Origin of the sequence: Pseudomonas sp. BIGb0164 (genome assembly GCF_024810135.1) — a bacterium.
Classification (GTDB): Bacteria; Pseudomonadota; Gammaproteobacteria; order Pseudomonadales; family Pseudomonadaceae; genus Aquipseudomonas.
The window spans coordinates 111,829-126,359 of record NZ_JANUEA010000005.1; the positions used below are offsets into that span (position 1 = coordinate 111,829).

Here is a 14,531-nt window from a genome sequence, read left to right on the forward strand (position 1 = left end):
ATCAGGACGCAGTGGCTTCAATCACACCGGCAAGCATTGCTTCTTGCACTTACGGGCCAATGGACTGAGAGATCACGAGAGATTGCTGGGTCACTCGGCTGCCCCGATCCTTCAATCCCAGCCGATTCATCAGCTCGGGGCGATCCAGCAACTCACGCGCAAACATCTTCGCCTCAGGAGACGACGCCTGCGAACGGGCTACATCTTCAAGTGACCAAATAGTCACCCCCAGATCTGACCCGGACGCGTTAAACGTGTCCGGGCGCTCCTTGAACGTATCGAAATGAGCGATCAAGTAGGCCGCCATGTCCTTATCGTTCATGTTACTGAACCGCTGGTGCTCAGGGGAGGCAACGTTAAGGACACTTTCCCGTTCAATTTTCCCGTCGTGTCTGAACTTGCCATAGCTGTCGAGCTTGCCCATGAGGCCATGGCTTTCCAGCAGCGCACGTGCAAACTGCGAGTCTTCGGTGCTGACACCCGACTGCGTGGAGCTATACGCGATGCGCTCAAGGGATTGACGCGTGACAACACCTGGCTGATCAGGGTCAGTAAACCTGTCGAAATTAGCGTAGAGATGCTTGGCTAATTCCGCCTCACTCATTCGCGCGAACGGCTTGTCGGTGTCCGTTCTTGCCGAACGTTGCGACGCCGGCTGCATGGCGTGCATAGCGTTGTTGGACGTTGCGTTGACACTCATCAAATTCTCCTTAACTGGAAGTCCTACTGCCTATTTGCTTCTCCTATGTGGGAAAAAGACCTAGACGGTTCCAATCCATGAAGAGTTTTCACGCATAAATAGATCTGGTCTGGTGTTCGCCAACGCTTTTTGGGCGCTGTCTTGCTAGCCCTGCCAGCAGGTCCGCACTGGTACACGGACTGACCGTGATCACACGCAATGTCAGTGACTTCAAATCCAGCGGCGTGACGGTGATCACCCCCTGGGACGAATAATCGCCCTTTCACCCACCGACACTTCGCGACCTTTTGTCACATCCCCTCCAATGCACAACTTTCCCCTCCTGCCATTCGGGTCTACGCTTCCCTGCACAGCGGGCCGGTTCTGGTGTACGCGACGACTGCCGTTGCGCCCCGAAAAAATTCCTGTCCACTCGATCAGCTTTCGATTTCGGATTTTGTCCCTACGTAAAACATGGAAAGGGCGCAGAATCTGGCGTGGAACGCATTGATACAGGTCAGCCATTGCGTTGCAAAGGCCCCTCGCTTTCTACATACTTGCGGCCGATTTTACCTATAAAAAAACCTAAACCGTGGAACCTTAGAATGAGCACAGCAATCAGTCCGACTGCTTATAACTATAAGGTAGTCCGCCAGTTCGCCATCATGACGGTGGTCTGGGGGATCCTTGGCATGGGGCTCGGGGTGTTCATCGCCTCGCAACTGGTTTGGCCGGAATTGAATTTCGGTTTGCCATGGACGACCTTCGGCCGCCTGCGCCCGCTGCACACCAACCTGGTGATTTTCGCCTTCGGTGGATGTGCATTGTTTGCCACCTCCTACTATGTCGTGCAGCGAACCTGCCAGACGCGACTGATCTCCGACGGCCTCGCCGCCTTCACCTTCTGGGGCTGGCAAGCGGTCATCGTCGGCGCGGTAGTCACCCTGCCGCTGGGCTACACCACCACCAAGGAATACGCCGAGCTGGAATGGCCCATCGCCATTTTGCTTGCCATCGTGTGGGTGACCTATGCCGTGGTGTTCTTCGGCACCATCGTCAAGCGCAAGACCAAGCACATCTACGTCGGCAACTGGTTCTACGGGGCCTTCATCCTGGTCACGGCGATGCTGCACATCGTCAACCACGCCTCGCTGCCGGTCAGCCTGTTCAAATCCTACTCGGCCTACGCCGGGGCGACGGATGCGATGATCCAGTGGTGGTACGGCCACAACGCGGTGGGGTTCTTCCTCACCACCGGCTTCCTGGGGATGATGTACTACTTCGTGCCCAAGCAGGCCGAGCGTCCTATCTACTCCTATCGCCTGTCCATCGTGCACTTCTGGGCGCTGATCACCCTGTACATCTGGGCCGGCCCGCACCACTTGCACTACACCGCGCTGCCGGACTGGGCGCAGTCCCTGGGCATGGCGATGTCGATCATCCTGCTGGCCCCGAGTTGGGGCGGCATGATCAACGGCATGATGACTCTGTCGGGCGCCTGGCATAAGTTGCGCACCGACCCGATCCTGCGCTTCCTCGTGGTGTCCCTGGCGTTCTACGGCATGTCGACCTTCGAAGGGCCGATGATGGCGATCAAGACCGTCAACTCGCTGTCCCACTACACCGACTGGACCATCGGCCACGTACACGCCGGCGCCCTCGGTTGGGTCGCGATGATCTCCATCGGCGCGCTGTACCACATGATCCCCAAACTGTTCGGTCGCCCACAGATGCACAGCGTCGGCTTGATCAACGCGCACTTCTGGCTGGCCACCATCGGCACCGTGCTCTACATCGCCTCGATGTGGGTCAACGGCATCACCCAAGGCCTGATGTGGCGTGCGATCAACGATGACGGCACCCTCACCTACTCCTTCGTCGAAGCGCTGCAAGCCAGCCATCCGGGTTACATCGTGCGCGCCCTGGGCGGTGCATTCTTTGCCTCCGGCATGTTCCTGATGGCCTACAACGTCTGGCGCACCGTGCGTGCCGCCGACCCGGTAGAAGCCGAAGCCGCCGCCAAGATCGCCGTAGTGGGAGCTCACTGATGAAGCATGAAGTAGTCGAGAAGAATATCGGCCTGCTGGCCTTCTTCATGGTCATCGCCGTGAGCATCGGCGGCCTGACCCAGATCGTTCCGCTGTTTTTCCAGGACGTGACCAACAAGCCGGTCGAAGGCATGAAGCCGCGTACCGCCCTTGAGGTTGAGGGCCGTGACGTCTACATCGCCAACGGCTGCGTGGGTTGCCACTCACAGATGATCCGTCCGTTCCGCGCCGAAACCGAACGCTACGGCCACTACTCGGTCGCCGGTGAAAGCGTGTGGGACCACCCGTTCCTGTGGGGCTCCAAACGTACCGGCCCGGACCTGGCCCGTGTCGGCGGACGCTACTCCGATGACTGGCAGCGTGCGCACTTGTACAACCCGCGCAACGTGGTACCTGAGTCGAAAATGCCGGCCTACCCGTTCCTCGTGGAAAACAAGCTCGACGGCAAGGACACCGCGAAGAAACTTGAAGTCTTGCGCACCCTGGGCGTGCCCTACACCGATGAAGACATCGCCGGTGCAGCCGCCGCCGTGAAGGGCAAGACCGAAATGGACGCACTGGTGGCCTACCTGCAAGGCCTGGGCACCATCATCAAAAGCAAACGGTGATCTTCATGGATATCGGGATGATTCGTGGCCTGGGCACCGTTGTGGTGATGGTGGCCTTTGTCGGCCTGGCGTTGTGGGTGTTCAGCCCCAAGCGCAAGTCGGAGTTTGAAGACGCGACCTTGCTGCCCTTTGCGGACGATCCCGAAGCCATCAAGCACGTCGAGCAAGCTTCTAGGAGTAACAAAGAATGACTACGTTCTGGAGTCTGTACGTCACAGTCCTCAGTCTGGGTACCATTTTCGCCCTGACCTGGCTGCTGCTGTCGACCCGTCGGGGGCAGCGCGCCGAACAAACGGACGAAACCGTCGGCCACTCGTTCGATGGCATCGAGGAATACGACAACCCGCTGCCCAAGTGGTGGTTCATGCTGTTTGTCGCCACCATCGTCTTTGCCCTCGGCTACCTGGCGTTGTACCCGGGCCTGGGCAACTGGAAAGGCCTGTTGCCGGGCTACAACTACCTCGACAACGACAAGCAAACCCCGTTTGCCAACGGCCAGACCGGCTGGACCGGCGTGCACGAATGGGAAAAGGAAATGGCCAAGTCGGACGCCAAGTTCGGCCCGATCTTCGCCAAGTTCGCTGCGATGCCAATCGAAGACGTTGCCAAGGACCCACAAGCCTTGAAGATGGGCGGCCGTTTGTTCGCCTCCAACTGCTCGGTGTGCCACGGTTCCGACGCCAAGGGGGCCTATGGCTTTCCCAACCTGACTGACGCCGACTGGCGCTGGGGTGGGGAGCCGGCCACCATCAAGGAAACCATCATGAAGGGCCGCCATGCGGTGATGCCGGCCTGGCTGGATATCCTCAAGGAACAAGGCGTCAGTGATGTCGCCGCGTTCGTGGTGACCAACCTCGATGGCCGCAAGTTGCCTGAAGGCGCCAAGGCAGACGTAGCCAACGGCGAGAAACTCTTCGCCGCCAACTGCGTGGCCTGCCACGGCCCGCAAGGCAAAGGCACCCCCGCCATGGGCGCGCCTGACCTGACCCACCCGGGTGCATTCATCTACGGTTCCAGCTTCGCCCAACTGCAGCAGACCATCCGTTATGGCCGCCAGGGCCAGATGCCGGCGCAGGAGCAATTGCAGGGCAATGACAAAGTGCACTTGCTGGCGGCGTATGTCTACAGCTTGTCCCACAGTGACCCAACAACGAAGGAATAGCCCCGAAAAACAACAAGCCCTAAAGGGTGACACCTTACAGGGCTTGTTGGGTTTCAGAAGCAACGTTGCTCTGTCTTGAGTCGCGATGTCGCTCCAAAGTCGCCATATTCATTGGCGGAGAAGCCTCATAGGAGCTTCTACAACAGCACGTTATTTCAGAATGCCGGCAAAAAATCTGTGCCGTCGTAGGGAGAACGTGGACGCGGTGCCGGCGCTTCTTTATCCTGCCGGGCTTGAGTTTGAGCGGCTATAGAGTCCTGGATGCTTTGCTCACTAATTTTACCGTCCAACCACTTCTTACTGTCACTATCAAGCTGATCCAACAGCGTTTCACGCCCCATCAACTCCTTCGCAAAATCCCTGGATTCTTTCGGAATGTTGTGATCTTTGACCATTTTTTCCAGATGGTTCAGCGTAACAAAGCCCGGGGTTTTCGGATCTTCAAACACCTTGAAATCGTTCGCCAGTTGCTTGGACATCCGCAAGTCACTCCAACCGGAGTATTGAGTGTGAACCACCTTAAAATCCTGATCTGGCGGTAGTAAATCAGGAAATCCAGAGCGTCCAAAATGTGGGAAAATCAAACCATTATTTACATTCATTGCGACACCTCAAAACAGTTACCACCTTAATTGGAATGGCAACTGATATGTTGCAAATAGCCCCACCGAGTTCCATTGACGTTCATCGAAACCCCGTCAAAACGGAACGAAATATTTCCAGTTCAAAACAACCCTATCAAGTTAACAAAGAGAAATATCATTTAACTCAAAAATCGCGTACACCAGGCCTCGGCAATAGAACACTAAACTTACAGGACAGTTAAATCCGCCCTACGAAAAAGCAAACCACCTATTCTCCTGTGCGCCTCTCGCCAAACAATGCTCTCCTCCCACCTGTCAATTGACCCAGATCACGTACACCATCATTCACCAACACCCAATGCGACCAAAGGTCGCGCCCATTTGATACATTTAAGGGCGTATTATCGAGGCACTGCAACACCCCTAATTTGACCCCGGCCGGCACGTACTGGCCGAGGCAAATCTCCACCGCCGTGGGATGCAATGATGAGAGACCAGATACCGGTACATGACGTTACCCCCCCTGCCAAGACCGTCGACCTCTACGCCTCGCGCGAGAAAATCTACACCCGTGCCTTCACCGGCCTGTTCCGCAACCTGCGCATGCTCGGCGGCGCCGTGTTGTTCCTCCTCTACTTCGGCACGGTGTGGCTGAACTGGGGTGGCCACCAGGCCGTTTGGTGGAACCTGCCGGAGCGTAAATTCTTCATTTTTGGCGCTACTTTCTGGCCCCAGGACTTCATCCTGCTCTCGGGCATTCTGATCGTTGCCGCCTTCGGCCTGTTCTTTATCACCGTGTACGCAGGGCGCGTGTGGTGCGGCTATACCTGCCCGCAAAGCGTGTGGACCTGGATTTTCATGTGGTGCGAAAAGGTCACCGAAGGCGACCGCAATCAACGCATCAAACTCGACAAAGCCCCCATGGGCGCCAATAAATTCCTGCGCAAGTTCAGCAAGCACACCCTGTGGTTGTTGATCGGTTTTGTCACCGGCATGACCTTCGTCGGCTACTTCTCGCCGATCCGCGAATTGGTGTTCGACTTCTTCACCGGCCAGGCCGATGGCTGGTCGTATTTCTGGGTCGGTTTCTTCACCCTCGCCACCTACGGCAATGCCGGCTGGCTGCGCGAACAGGTGTGCATCTACATGTGCCCGTATGCGCGTTTCCAGAGCGTGATGTTCGACAAGGACACCCTGATCGTCTCCTACGACCCACGCCGTGGCGAGCTGCGTGGCCCGCGCAAAAAAGGCGTGGACTACAAGGCCCAAGGCCTGGGGGATTGCATCGACTGCACGATGTGCGTGCAGGTCTGCCCCACCGGTATCGACATCCGCGACGGCCTGCAAATCGAGTGCATCGGCTGCGCGGCCTGCATCGACGCCTGCGACAACATCATGGACAAAATGGAATACCCGCGCGGCCTGATCAGCTACACCACCGAGCACAACCTGTCGGGGCAGAAAACCCACAAGCTGCGCCCGCGCCTGATCGGTTACGCCCTGGTGTTGCTGGCGATGATCAGCCTGTTGGTGGCGGCGTTTTTCATGCGCTCGCTGGTGGGCTTCGATGTGAGCAAGGACCGCGTGCTGTACCGCGAAAACGCCGAAGGCCGCATCGAGAACGTCTACAGCCTGAAGATCATGAACAAGGACCAACGCGACCACACCTACGTGCTCGACGCCACGGGCCTGCCCGACCTCAAACTGCAAGGCCGTCGTGAAATCAGGGTGGCGGCCGGCGATATCGTCAGCATGCCGGTGGAGCTGTCGAGTGCGCCGGAGCAATTGCCGTCGAGCACCAACGAGGTCAAGTTCATCCTCACCGACGCCGATGACGCCAGCGTCCATATTGAAGCCAAGAGCCGATTCATCGGCCCCCAAGTTCGTTGACTTATAGAGAGCAGAACAATGTCCGTAGCAACTGCCGCTAGCCCCTGGTACAAGCACCTCTGGCCCTGGATCATCATCGGGATCCTGGCCTGCTCGGTGACCTTGACCCTGTCCATGGTGACCATTGCGGTGAACAACCCGGACAACCTGGTCAACGACAACTACTACGAGGCCGGCAAAGGCATCAACCGCTCCCTGGACCGCGAGCTGCTGGCCCAGACCCTGCAACTGCGCGCCAAGGTGCACCTGGATGAACTGACCGGTGAAGTCGACGTGCACCTGACCGGCAACAGCAACCCGGCTACCCTGGAACTCAACCTGATCTCCCCGACCCAACCGGAGAAGGACCGCAAGATCAACCTGGCCCGCAGCGACACCGAACACGGCCGCTACATCGGCCAGGTCACCGACAAGGTCGAAGGCCGCCGCTTCGTGGAACTGCTGGGCGTCGAGGGCGACCGCACTTGGCGCATGTTTGAAGAAGAGCAGGTCAGCCACGACAAGGACTTGCTGTTGGGGGATGAGCCATTACAGGGTGCTGAAGACCTCAAAAAATAAACACCTGCGCTTCGCGCATCGCCGGCAAGCCGGCTCCTACAAGGCCCGCGCTCGACCTGTAGGAGCCGGCTTGCCGACGATGAGGCCCTCCCAGCCGACTAAGATATCTACCCATGACCACCCCCTGTTACCACTGCGCCCTCCCCGTCCCCGCGGGCAGCCGCTTCACCACCGTCATCCTCGGCGAACGCCGCGAACTCTGCTGCCCAGGCTGCCAGGCCGTGGCCGAGGCGATTGTGGCCGGTGGCCTGGAAAGCTATTACCAGCACCGCAGCGAAGCCTCGGCCAACCCCGACGCACTGCCGGTGCAGTTGGTGGACGAACTGGCGCTGTATGACCGCGCCGACGTGCAAAAACCCTTCGTACGCCACACGGGCGACCTCGCCGAAACCACCCTGCTGATGGAAGGCATCAGTTGCGCCGCGTGCGGCTGGCTGATCGAAAAACACCTGCGCCGCCTGCCCGCCGTGGCCGAGGCACGGCTGAACCTGTCCAACCATCGCTTGCATGTGCAGTGGGCCGATGGGCAATTGCCGTTGAGCCAATTGCTCAGCGAGTTGCGCCATATCGGTTACGCCGCCCACCCCTATCAGGCCGACCGCGCCGCCGAACAACTGGCCAGCGACAACCGTCGCGCCTTGCGCCAACTGGGCGTCGCCGGGTTGCTGTGGTTCCAGGCCATGATGGCGACCATGGCCACCTGGCCGGAATTCAATATCGATCTGAGCCCGGAACTGCACGTGATCCTGCGCTGGGTGGCGATGTTTCTGACAACGCCCATCGTGTTCTACAGCTGCGCGCCGTTTTTCAAAGGCGCCCTGCGCGACCTGCGCACCCGCCACCTGACCATGGATGTCTCGGTGTCCCTGGCCATCGGCGGCGCTTACCTGGCGGGTATCTGGACCGCGATCACCGGGGTGGGCGAGCTGTATTTCGATGCGGTCGGCATGTTTGCGCTGTTCCTGCTGGCGGGCCGCTACCTGGAACGGCGAGCCAGGGAACGCACCGCCGCCGCAACCGCACAATTGGTCAACCTGTTGCCCGCCTCGTGCCTGCGCTTGAAGGGCGATGGCCAGAGCGAACGCATCCTGCTGAGCGAACTGGCGCTGGGTGATCGCGTGCTGGTGCACCCCGGCGCCGTGCTGCCGGCCGATGGGGTGATCGTCGACGGCCAATCGAGCATCGACGAATCCCTGCTCACCGGCGAATACCTGCCTCAGCCCCGAGACGTTGGCGACAATGTTACGGCGGGCACCCTCAATGTCGAAGGCGCGCTGACCATCGAAGTGCGCGCCTTGGGCCATGACACCCGCTTGTCGGCCATCGTGCGCCTGCTGGAACGCGCCCAGGCCGAAAAGCCGCGCCTGGCTCAAATCGCCGACCGCGCTGCGCAGTGGTTCCTGCTGTGCTCGCTGATCGCGGCGGCCGTGATCGGCGTGGTGTGGTGGGAGCTGGACTCATCACGCGCCTTCTGGATTGTGCTGGCCATGTTGGTGGCAACCTGCCCTTGCGCGTTGTCCCTGGCCACACCTACCGCACTGACCGCCGCCACCGGCACGCTGCACACACTCGGGCTGCTGCTCACCCGTGGCCATGTGCTGGAAGGCTTGAACCAGATCGATACAGTGATTTTCGACAAGACCGGCACCCTCACCGAAGGTCGCCTGGCACTGCGTGCGATCCGCCCCTTGGGCGCGCTGGGCAGCGATGACTGCCTGAGCCTCGCCGCTGCCCTGGAAAACCGCTCAGAGCACCCGATCGCCCGGGCGTTTGGCCGTGCGCCGCTGGCGGCCGACGAAGTGCTCAGCGCCCCTGGCCTGGGTCTGGAAGGACGCGTCGGCGAGCGGTTATTGCGCATCGGCCAACCGGGCTACGTGTGTGAACTCAGCGGTTGCCCCCTGCCTGATTCACCCGATGAAGCTGGCCAATGGCTGCTGCTGGGCGATCGCACTGGCGCCCTCGCCTGGTTCGTGCTCGATGACCGCCTGCGCAGTGATGCGCCCGCGCTGCTGGCCGCGTGCAAGGCGCGTGGCTGGCGCACGTTGTTGCTGTCCGGGGACAGCTCGCCAATGGTCGCCAGCGTGGCCCTTGAGCTGGGCATCGACGAAGCCCGTGGCGGCCTGCGCCCGGATGACAAGTTGCAGGTGCTGCAACAGCTGCACCGCGAAGGCCGCAAGGTGCTGATGCTCGGCGATGGCGTCAACGATGTACCAGTGCTGGCCGCCGCTGATATCAGTGTGGCGATGGGGTCGGCCACGGACCTGGCCAAGACCAGCGCTGACGCGGTGCTGCTGTCCAACCGGCTCGATGCCCTGGTGCAGGCGTTTACCCTGGCGCGGCGCACCCGTCGGGTGATCATTGAAAACCTGCTGTGGGCCGGGCTGTACAATGGCCTTATGCTGCCGTTTGCAGCCCTGGGCTGGGTCACGCCGATCTGGGCGGCGATCGGCATGTCACTCAGTTCGTTGACCGTGGTGTTGAACGCCTTGCGCCTGACTCGCCTGCCGAGCACGCCGGCTGCCAGCGTCCCCTTGGAAACCCGCCCGCTGCCGGCCTGAGCCGCGCGGGCATGGAGTGCAGATGCCAGCTCTATACGTGATGATCCCGGCGGCGCTGCTGTTAGTGGGTGTCGCCATTTACATCTTCTTCTGGGCCGTGGACAGCGGCCAGTACGACGACCTCGACGGCCCGGCCCACAGCGTGCTGTTCGACGACCAGGACCCGAACCACCTGGCCGGCGTCGAAGAAGCCAATAGCGCCGAACAGCCGCCCAAAGATCCACCCCATGCTTGAGTTGGCGCCACTGCTGGTCTCGGCGCTGATCCTCGGCCTGCTTGGCGGCGGCCATTGCCTGGGCATGTGCGGCGGGCTGATGGGCGCCCTGACCCTGGCGATCCCCAAGGAGCAGCGCAGCCGCCGTTTCAGGTTGCTGCTGGCGTACAACCTGGGGCGCATCCTCAGCTATGCGGCTGCCGGCGTGCTGATCGGCCTGGCCGGCTGGGCGGTGGCGAACAGCCCGGCCGCGATGTTCATGCGCGTACTGGCCGGGTTGCTGCTGATCAGCATGGGCCTGTACCTGGCCGGCTGGTGGAGCGGCCTGACCCGCATCGAAGCCCTCGGACGCGGCCTGTGGCGGCATATCCAGCCAGTGGCCAGCCGCTTGCTGCCGGTGTCCAGCCTGCCCCGCGCCTTGCTGCTGGGCGCGCTATGGGGCTGGCTGCCCTGCGGATTGGTCTACAGCACCCTGCTGTGGGCGGCGAGCCAGGGCAATGCGCTGGACAGCGGACTGTTGATGTTGGCGTTTGGAGTGGGCACGTGGCCGGTGCTATTGGCCACGGGGTTGGCCGCCGAACGCGTCACTGCGCTGCTGCGCAAGCGCAGTGTACGAATGGCCGGCGGCTTGCTCGTGATCCTCTTTGGTATCTGGACGTTGCCCGGCCCGCACCAGCACTGGCTGATGGGCCATTAAATCGCCCTGTGGCATAGCGCCGCTCCCCGTTGATGCAAATCAAGATGCCCTCTGCCACGCGCCCCTAGACTCGGCCCATTAGCCTATTCCGGGGAGCGCCCGCATGCTCGACGCCATTCGTTGGGACACAGACCTGATTCACCGCTACGACTTGGCGGGGCCGCGCTACACGTCCTACCCCACCGCCGTGCAATTCGACAGCCAGGTCGGTACCTTCGACCTGCTGCACGCCCTGCGCGACAGCCGCAAGGCCGCACGGCCGTTGTCGCTGTATGTGCACGTGCCGTTCTGCGCGAACATCTGCTACTACTGCGCCTGCAACAAGGTCATCACCAAGGACCGTGGTCGCGCCCAGGCCTACCTGCAACGCCTGGAGCAGGAGATCCAACTGGTGGCCTGCCACCTCGACCCGAAACAACGGGTTGAGCAGCTGCATTTCGGCGGCGGCACCCCGACCTTTCTGAGCCACGATGAACTGCGCCAGGTCATGGGCTGCCTGCGCCAGCACTTCAATTTGCTGGACGACGACTCCGGCGACTACGGCATTGAGATCGACCCGCGTGAAGCGGATTGGGCCACCATGGGCCTGCTGCGTGAATTGGGCTTCAACCGCGTGAGCATCGGCCTGCAAGACCTCGACCCCGAGGTGCAACGCGCGGTCAACCGCCTGCAGAGCCTGGAAGAAACCCGCGCCGTGATCGACGCGGCACGCACCCTGCAATTTCGCTCGATCAACATCGACCTGATCTACGGCCTGCCCAAGCAGACGCCGATCAACTTTGCGCGCACCGTGGAGGAAGTGATCAGCCTGCAGCCGGATCGCTTGTCGGTATTCAACTACGCGCACCTGCCGGAGCGCTTCATGCCCCAGCGGCGCATCAACACTGACGACCTGCCCTCTCCGGCAGCCAAGCTGCTGATGCTGCAAACCACCATCGAGCAGTTGACCCAGGCCGGCTATCGCTACATCGGCATGGACCACTTCGCCCTGCCGGATGACGAGTTGGCCATCGCCCAGGAAGAAGGCACCTTGCAGCGCAATTTCCAGGGCTACACCACCCACGGCCACTGCGATTTGATCGGGCTGGGCGTGTCGGCGATCAGCCAGATCGGCGACCTGTACTGCCAGAACAGCAGTGACCTGAACGGCTACCAGAACGCCCTGGCCGGCGCACAACTGGCCACCAGCCGTGGCTTGGTCTGCACCACGGACGATCGTTTGCGGCGGGAAGTGATTCAGCAGTTGATCTGCAATTTCAACCTGGCATTCGAGGGGGTCGAGCAAGCCTTCAACATCGATTTTCGCGGCTATTTCGACGACATTTGGCCGCAGTTGGAAACCATGGCCGCTGACGGTCTGATCGAGCTGGACGCCCAAGGCATGCGTGTACTTCCGGCTGGGCGTTTGTTGGTGCGTTCAGTGTGCATGGTGTTCGATGCCTACCTGGAGCACCAGAACAGGCAGCGATTTTCACGGGTGATCTGAAACCGGAATTACTTGGCCAGCAAGCTCATCGCTTCCATGTTGGCCTCAGGCGACTCATCTTTCAGGGCCTTGGCCAGTTGCGCCTGGGCGTTCATCAAACCGGCCTGAATCGAGGCCACGTCCCCCTGCAAACCGGCGACTTTCGCCTGGCGGGCTTCCGGGGACAGCGCGGTGTCATTCATGGCGGCCGAAATCTGGGCCATCTTCTCGGCCAGTTGCTTTCTCAGCTCGCGGATCATTTTCAACAGCTCTTTGATGTTGTCTTTCAAGCTGCTGTCATCGATGTCTTTATTGGGGTTGCTACCCGCCTGGGACGCTTTGAGCCCCGCCCCGGAGATGACCACCTTCACGCCTTCACCGGGGGTGGGTGGAGGGGCTGGCTTGTCATCGACTTTTTTGCCCGCGAGCGCATCCGCAGCGGTCAAGACCTGAGGGGTCTTGGTAGTAATGACAGCGTTATTGAAAGGGAGTACCGACATGACCTGAGCTCCAGCTCATAGGGATTCACACGGTGTATCGGCGCCGTTACATAAAGCTTTATACCGTTGCCGGTTTTTTGTACACGCTGGCCTCACCCACCCCCGGTGCGTTACCCTTACGTCTTATGTGTGTTTTCCCACAAGGATTTAAGAAATGTCCGAGCCAGTTAAACTGCGCGCTCACAGCCAGGCTCATTGCAAGGATTGCAGCCTGGCCCCCCTCTGCCTGCCACTTTCGTTGAATCTGGAAGACATGGATGCGCTGGACGACATCGTTAAACGCGGCCGCCCGTTGAAAAAAGGTGAGTTCCTGTTCCGTCAGGGCGACAAGTTCGATTCCGTCTATGCCGTACGTTCAGGCGCGCTGAAGACGTTCAGCCTGAGCGACAGCGGCGAAGAGCAGATCACCGGTTTCCACCTGCCCAGCGAGCTGGTCGGATTGTCGGGGATGGACACCGAGATCCACCCGGTGTCGGCCCAGGCCCTGGAGACGACGTCGGTGTGTGAAATCCCCTTCGAGCGCCTGGATGAATTGGCCCTGCAACTGCCTCAGTTGCGCCGCCAGTTGATGCGCGTGATGAGCCGTGAGATCCGCGACGACCAACAAATGATGCTACTGCTGTCGAAGAAAACTGCCGACGAGCGTATTGCGACATTCCTGGTCAACCTGTCGGCGCGGTTCCGCGCCCGGGGTTTTTCGGCCAACCAGTTCCGCCTGAGCATGTCGCGCAATGAAATCGGCAATTACCTGGGCCTGGCGGTGGAAACCGTGTCCCGCGTATTCACCCGTTTCCAGCAGAACGAGCTGATCGCCGCCGAGGGCAAGGAAGTGCATATCCTTGACCCGATCCAGCTGTGCGCGCTGGCCGGTGGTTCGCTGGAAGGCTGACACAAACGCTTGCGGCCGCGCTAATCGGCGGGGCCGCAGGTATACTTCGAGTCCGTTTACAGCCCCAGGACTCTTCGACGATGACCTTCGATTCGTTCGACATCAAATCCCTGATCCGCCCCGTCATCGACTTCCCCAAGCCTGGGGTGATCTTCCGTGATATCACGCCGCTGTTCCAATCGCCCCGCGCCCTGCGCCTGGTGGCCGACAGCTTTGCCCATCGCTACGTCGAAGCCGACTTCACCCATATCGGCGCGATGGATGCGCGGGGTTTCCTGATCGGCTCGATCATCGCCTACCAACTCAACAAACCGCTGATCCTGTTCCGCAAGCAGGGCAAGCTGCCGGCCGACGTGCTGGCCGAGGGTTACCAGACCGAGTACGGCGAAGCCTTCCTGGAAGTGCACGCCGACAGCCTGTGCGAGGGCGATTCGGTGCTGATGTTCGATGACCTGATCGCCACCGGTGGCACCTTGATTGCCGCCGCGAACCTGGTGCGACGCATGGGGGCGAAGATCTTTGAAGCCGCGGCGATCATTGATCTGCCGGAGCTGGGTGGGTCGCAGCGGTTGGAAGACATGGGCATCCCGACCTTCTGCCTGACGCAATTTGGGCTGACTGAAAAATAACGGTTGCCCTGATTTCTCGGCTGCCTGCACCTGCCCCTTCGCGAGCAAGC

Annotated in this window: 15 protein-coding genes and 1 pseudogene; 13 read left to right on the top strand and 3 right to left on the bottom strand. The window is 60.6% G+C overall.

What is annotated here, in order from left to right; genetic code table 11:
• Nucleotides 1-49: 49 nt before the first annotated feature.
• A complete protein-coding gene (locus M2394_RS14780; protein WP_259172973.1) occupies nucleotides 50-700 on the bottom strand; it encodes a hypothetical protein in 651 nt (216 codons plus the stop codon).
• Between the two features lie 161 nt (nucleotides 701-861).
• Between M2394_RS14780 and M2394_RS14785 the strand changes: the two are divergent.
• The 5 genes and pseudogenes from M2394_RS14785 to ccoP all read left to right on the top strand — a co-directional run.
• Nucleotides 862-954: pseudogene (locus M2394_RS14785) on the top strand (VapC toxin family PIN domain ribonuclease); the annotation flags it as partial.
• Between the two features lie 330 nt (nucleotides 955-1,284).
• Entirely contained in the window at nucleotides 1,285-2,727 is a 1,443-nt protein-coding gene (ccoN, locus tag M2394_RS14790) for a cytochrome-c oxidase, cbb3-type subunit I (protein ID WP_176996290.1), read from the top strand.
• The gene (gene ccoO, locus M2394_RS14795) at nucleotides 2,727-3,335 is read left to right on the top strand and encodes a cytochrome-c oxidase, cbb3-type subunit II (RefSeq protein ID WP_056861521.1); all 609 of its coding nucleotides are present in this window, start codon (nucleotides 2,727-2,729) and stop codon (nucleotides 3,333-3,335) included. The genes ccoN and ccoO overlap by 1 nt, the downstream gene beginning before the upstream one ends.
• 5 nt (nucleotides 3,336-3,340) lie before the next feature.
• Nucleotides 3,341-3,526 carry a CcoQ/FixQ family Cbb3-type cytochrome c oxidase assembly chaperone gene (locus M2394_RS14800; RefSeq protein ID WP_032831505.1) on the top strand — a complete coding sequence of 62 codons (186 nt, stop codon included), beginning with the start codon at nucleotides 3,341-3,343 and terminating at the stop codon, nucleotides 3,524-3,526.
• Complete coding sequence (ccoP, locus tag M2394_RS14805; RefSeq protein WP_178925583.1) at nucleotides 3,523-4,497, top strand: cytochrome-c oxidase, cbb3-type subunit III; 975 nt, start codon at nucleotides 3,523-3,525, stop codon at nucleotides 4,495-4,497. The genes M2394_RS14800 and ccoP overlap by 4 nt, the downstream gene beginning before the upstream one ends.
• 155 nt (nucleotides 4,498-4,652) lie before the next feature.
• On the opposite strand, the gene M2394_RS14810 is transcribed toward ccoP, so the two are convergent.
• Nucleotides 4,653-5,099, bottom strand: coding sequence for a hypothetical protein (locus M2394_RS14810; RefSeq protein WP_259172974.1), 447 nt, complete (start codon nucleotides 5,097-5,099; stop codon nucleotides 4,653-4,655).
• A gap of 468 nt (nucleotides 5,100-5,567) precedes the next feature.
• Here M2394_RS14810 and ccoG point away from each other — a divergent pair, with 468 nt between their 5' ends.
• The 6 genes from ccoG to hemN all read left to right on the top strand — a co-directional run bounded on the left by ccoG (nucleotide 5,568) and on the right by hemN (nucleotide 12,484).
• Entirely contained in the window at nucleotides 5,568-6,971 is a 1,404-nt protein-coding gene (gene ccoG / locus M2394_RS14815) for a cytochrome c oxidase accessory protein CcoG (protein ID WP_259172975.1), read from the top strand.
• Between the two features lie 18 nt (nucleotides 6,972-6,989).
• Nucleotides 6,990-7,529 carry a FixH family protein gene (locus M2394_RS14820; protein ID WP_178925586.1) on the top strand — a complete coding sequence of 180 codons (540 nt, stop codon included), beginning with the start codon at nucleotides 6,990-6,992 and terminating at the stop codon, nucleotides 7,527-7,529.
• A gap of 113 nt (nucleotides 7,530-7,642) precedes the next feature.
• A complete protein-coding gene (locus tag M2394_RS14825) occupies nucleotides 7,643-10,087 on the top strand; it encodes a heavy metal translocating P-type ATPase (RefSeq protein WP_259172976.1) in 2,445 nt (814 codons plus the stop codon).
• A 22-nt stretch (nucleotides 10,088-10,109) separates the two neighbouring features.
• Nucleotides 10,110-10,322, top strand: a complete 213-nt coding sequence (gene ccoS, locus M2394_RS14830; protein WP_178926013.1) for a cbb3-type cytochrome oxidase assembly protein CcoS — start codon at nucleotides 10,110-10,112, stop codon at nucleotides 10,320-10,322.
• Nucleotides 10,315-10,998: a sulfite exporter TauE/SafE family protein gene (locus tag M2394_RS14835; RefSeq protein ID WP_176996296.1), complete on the top strand. Its 684-nt coding sequence runs from the start codon at nucleotides 10,315-10,317 to the stop codon at nucleotides 10,996-10,998. The genes ccoS and M2394_RS14835 overlap by 8 nt, the downstream gene beginning before the upstream one ends.
• Nucleotides 10,999-11,101: 103 nt before the next feature.
• Complete coding sequence (hemN, locus tag M2394_RS14840) at nucleotides 11,102-12,484, top strand: oxygen-independent coproporphyrinogen III oxidase (protein ID WP_259172977.1); 1,383 nt, start codon at nucleotides 11,102-11,104, stop codon at nucleotides 12,482-12,484.
• An 8-nt stretch (nucleotides 12,485-12,492) separates the two neighbouring features.
• Here hemN and M2394_RS14845 read toward each other — a convergent pair whose 3' ends face one another.
• Entirely contained in the window at nucleotides 12,493-12,963 is a 471-nt protein-coding gene (locus tag M2394_RS14845; protein WP_178926011.1) for a hypothetical protein, read from the bottom strand.
• 154 nt (nucleotides 12,964-13,117) lie between these two features.
• Here M2394_RS14845 and fnr point away from each other — a divergent pair, with 154 nt between their 5' ends.
• Entirely contained in the window at nucleotides 13,118-13,852 is a 735-nt protein-coding gene (fnr, locus tag M2394_RS14850; protein WP_016979302.1) for a fumarate/nitrate reduction transcriptional regulator Fnr, read from the top strand.
• A gap of 80 nt (nucleotides 13,853-13,932) precedes the next feature.
• The gene (locus M2394_RS14855) at nucleotides 13,933-14,481 is read left to right on the top strand and encodes an adenine phosphoribosyltransferase (RefSeq protein ID WP_016973177.1); all 549 of its coding nucleotides are present in this window, start codon (nucleotides 13,933-13,935) and stop codon (nucleotides 14,479-14,481) included.
• Nucleotides 14,482-14,531 lie beyond the last annotated feature (50 nt).

Excerpts from the sequence above, each read along its gene's own strand:
- fnr (WP_016979302.1), top strand. The coding sequence starts at position 13,118 with ATGTCCGAGCCAGTTAAACTGCGCGCTCACAGCCAGGCTCATTGCAAG.
- M2394_RS14845 (WP_178926011.1), bottom strand. The coding sequence starts at position 12,963 with ATGTCGGTACTCCCTTTCAATAACGCTGTCATTACTACCAAGACCCCT.
- M2394_RS14780 (WP_259172973.1), bottom strand. The coding sequence starts at position 700 with ATGAGTGTCAACGCAACGTCCAACAACGCTATGCACGCCATGCAGCCG.
- ccoG (WP_259172975.1), top strand. The coding sequence starts at position 5,568 with ATGAGAGACCAGATACCGGTACATGACGTTACCCCCCCTGCCAAGACC.
- hemN (WP_259172977.1), top strand. The coding sequence starts at position 11,102 with ATGCTCGACGCCATTCGTTGGGACACAGACCTGATTCACCGCTACGAC.
- M2394_RS14800 (WP_032831505.1), top strand. The coding sequence starts at position 3,341 with ATGGATATCGGGATGATTCGTGGCCTGGGCACCGTTGTGGTGATGGTG.
- M2394_RS14820 (WP_178925586.1), top strand. The coding sequence starts at position 6,990 with ATGTCCGTAGCAACTGCCGCTAGCCCCTGGTACAAGCACCTCTGGCCC.
- M2394_RS14855 (WP_016973177.1), top strand. The coding sequence starts at position 13,933 with ATGACCTTCGATTCGTTCGACATCAAATCCCTGATCCGCCCCGTCATC.
- ccoO (WP_056861521.1), top strand. The coding sequence starts at position 2,727 with ATGAAGCATGAAGTAGTCGAGAAGAATATCGGCCTGCTGGCCTTCTTC.
- M2394_RS14825 (WP_259172976.1), top strand. The coding sequence starts at position 7,643 with ATGACCACCCCCTGTTACCACTGCGCCCTCCCCGTCCCCGCGGGCAGC.
- M2394_RS14835 (WP_176996296.1), top strand. The coding sequence starts at position 10,315 with ATGCTTGAGTTGGCGCCACTGCTGGTCTCGGCGCTGATCCTCGGCCTG.
- ccoP (WP_178925583.1), top strand. The coding sequence starts at position 3,523 with ATGACTACGTTCTGGAGTCTGTACGTCACAGTCCTCAGTCTGGGTACC.
- ccoS (WP_178926013.1), top strand. The coding sequence starts at position 10,110 with ATGCCAGCTCTATACGTGATGATCCCGGCGGCGCTGCTGTTAGTGGGT.
- M2394_RS14810 (WP_259172974.1), bottom strand. The coding sequence starts at position 5,099 with ATGAATGTAAATAATGGTTTGATTTTCCCACATTTTGGACGCTCTGGA.
- ccoN (WP_176996290.1), top strand. The coding sequence starts at position 1,285 with ATGAGCACAGCAATCAGTCCGACTGCTTATAACTATAAGGTAGTCCGC.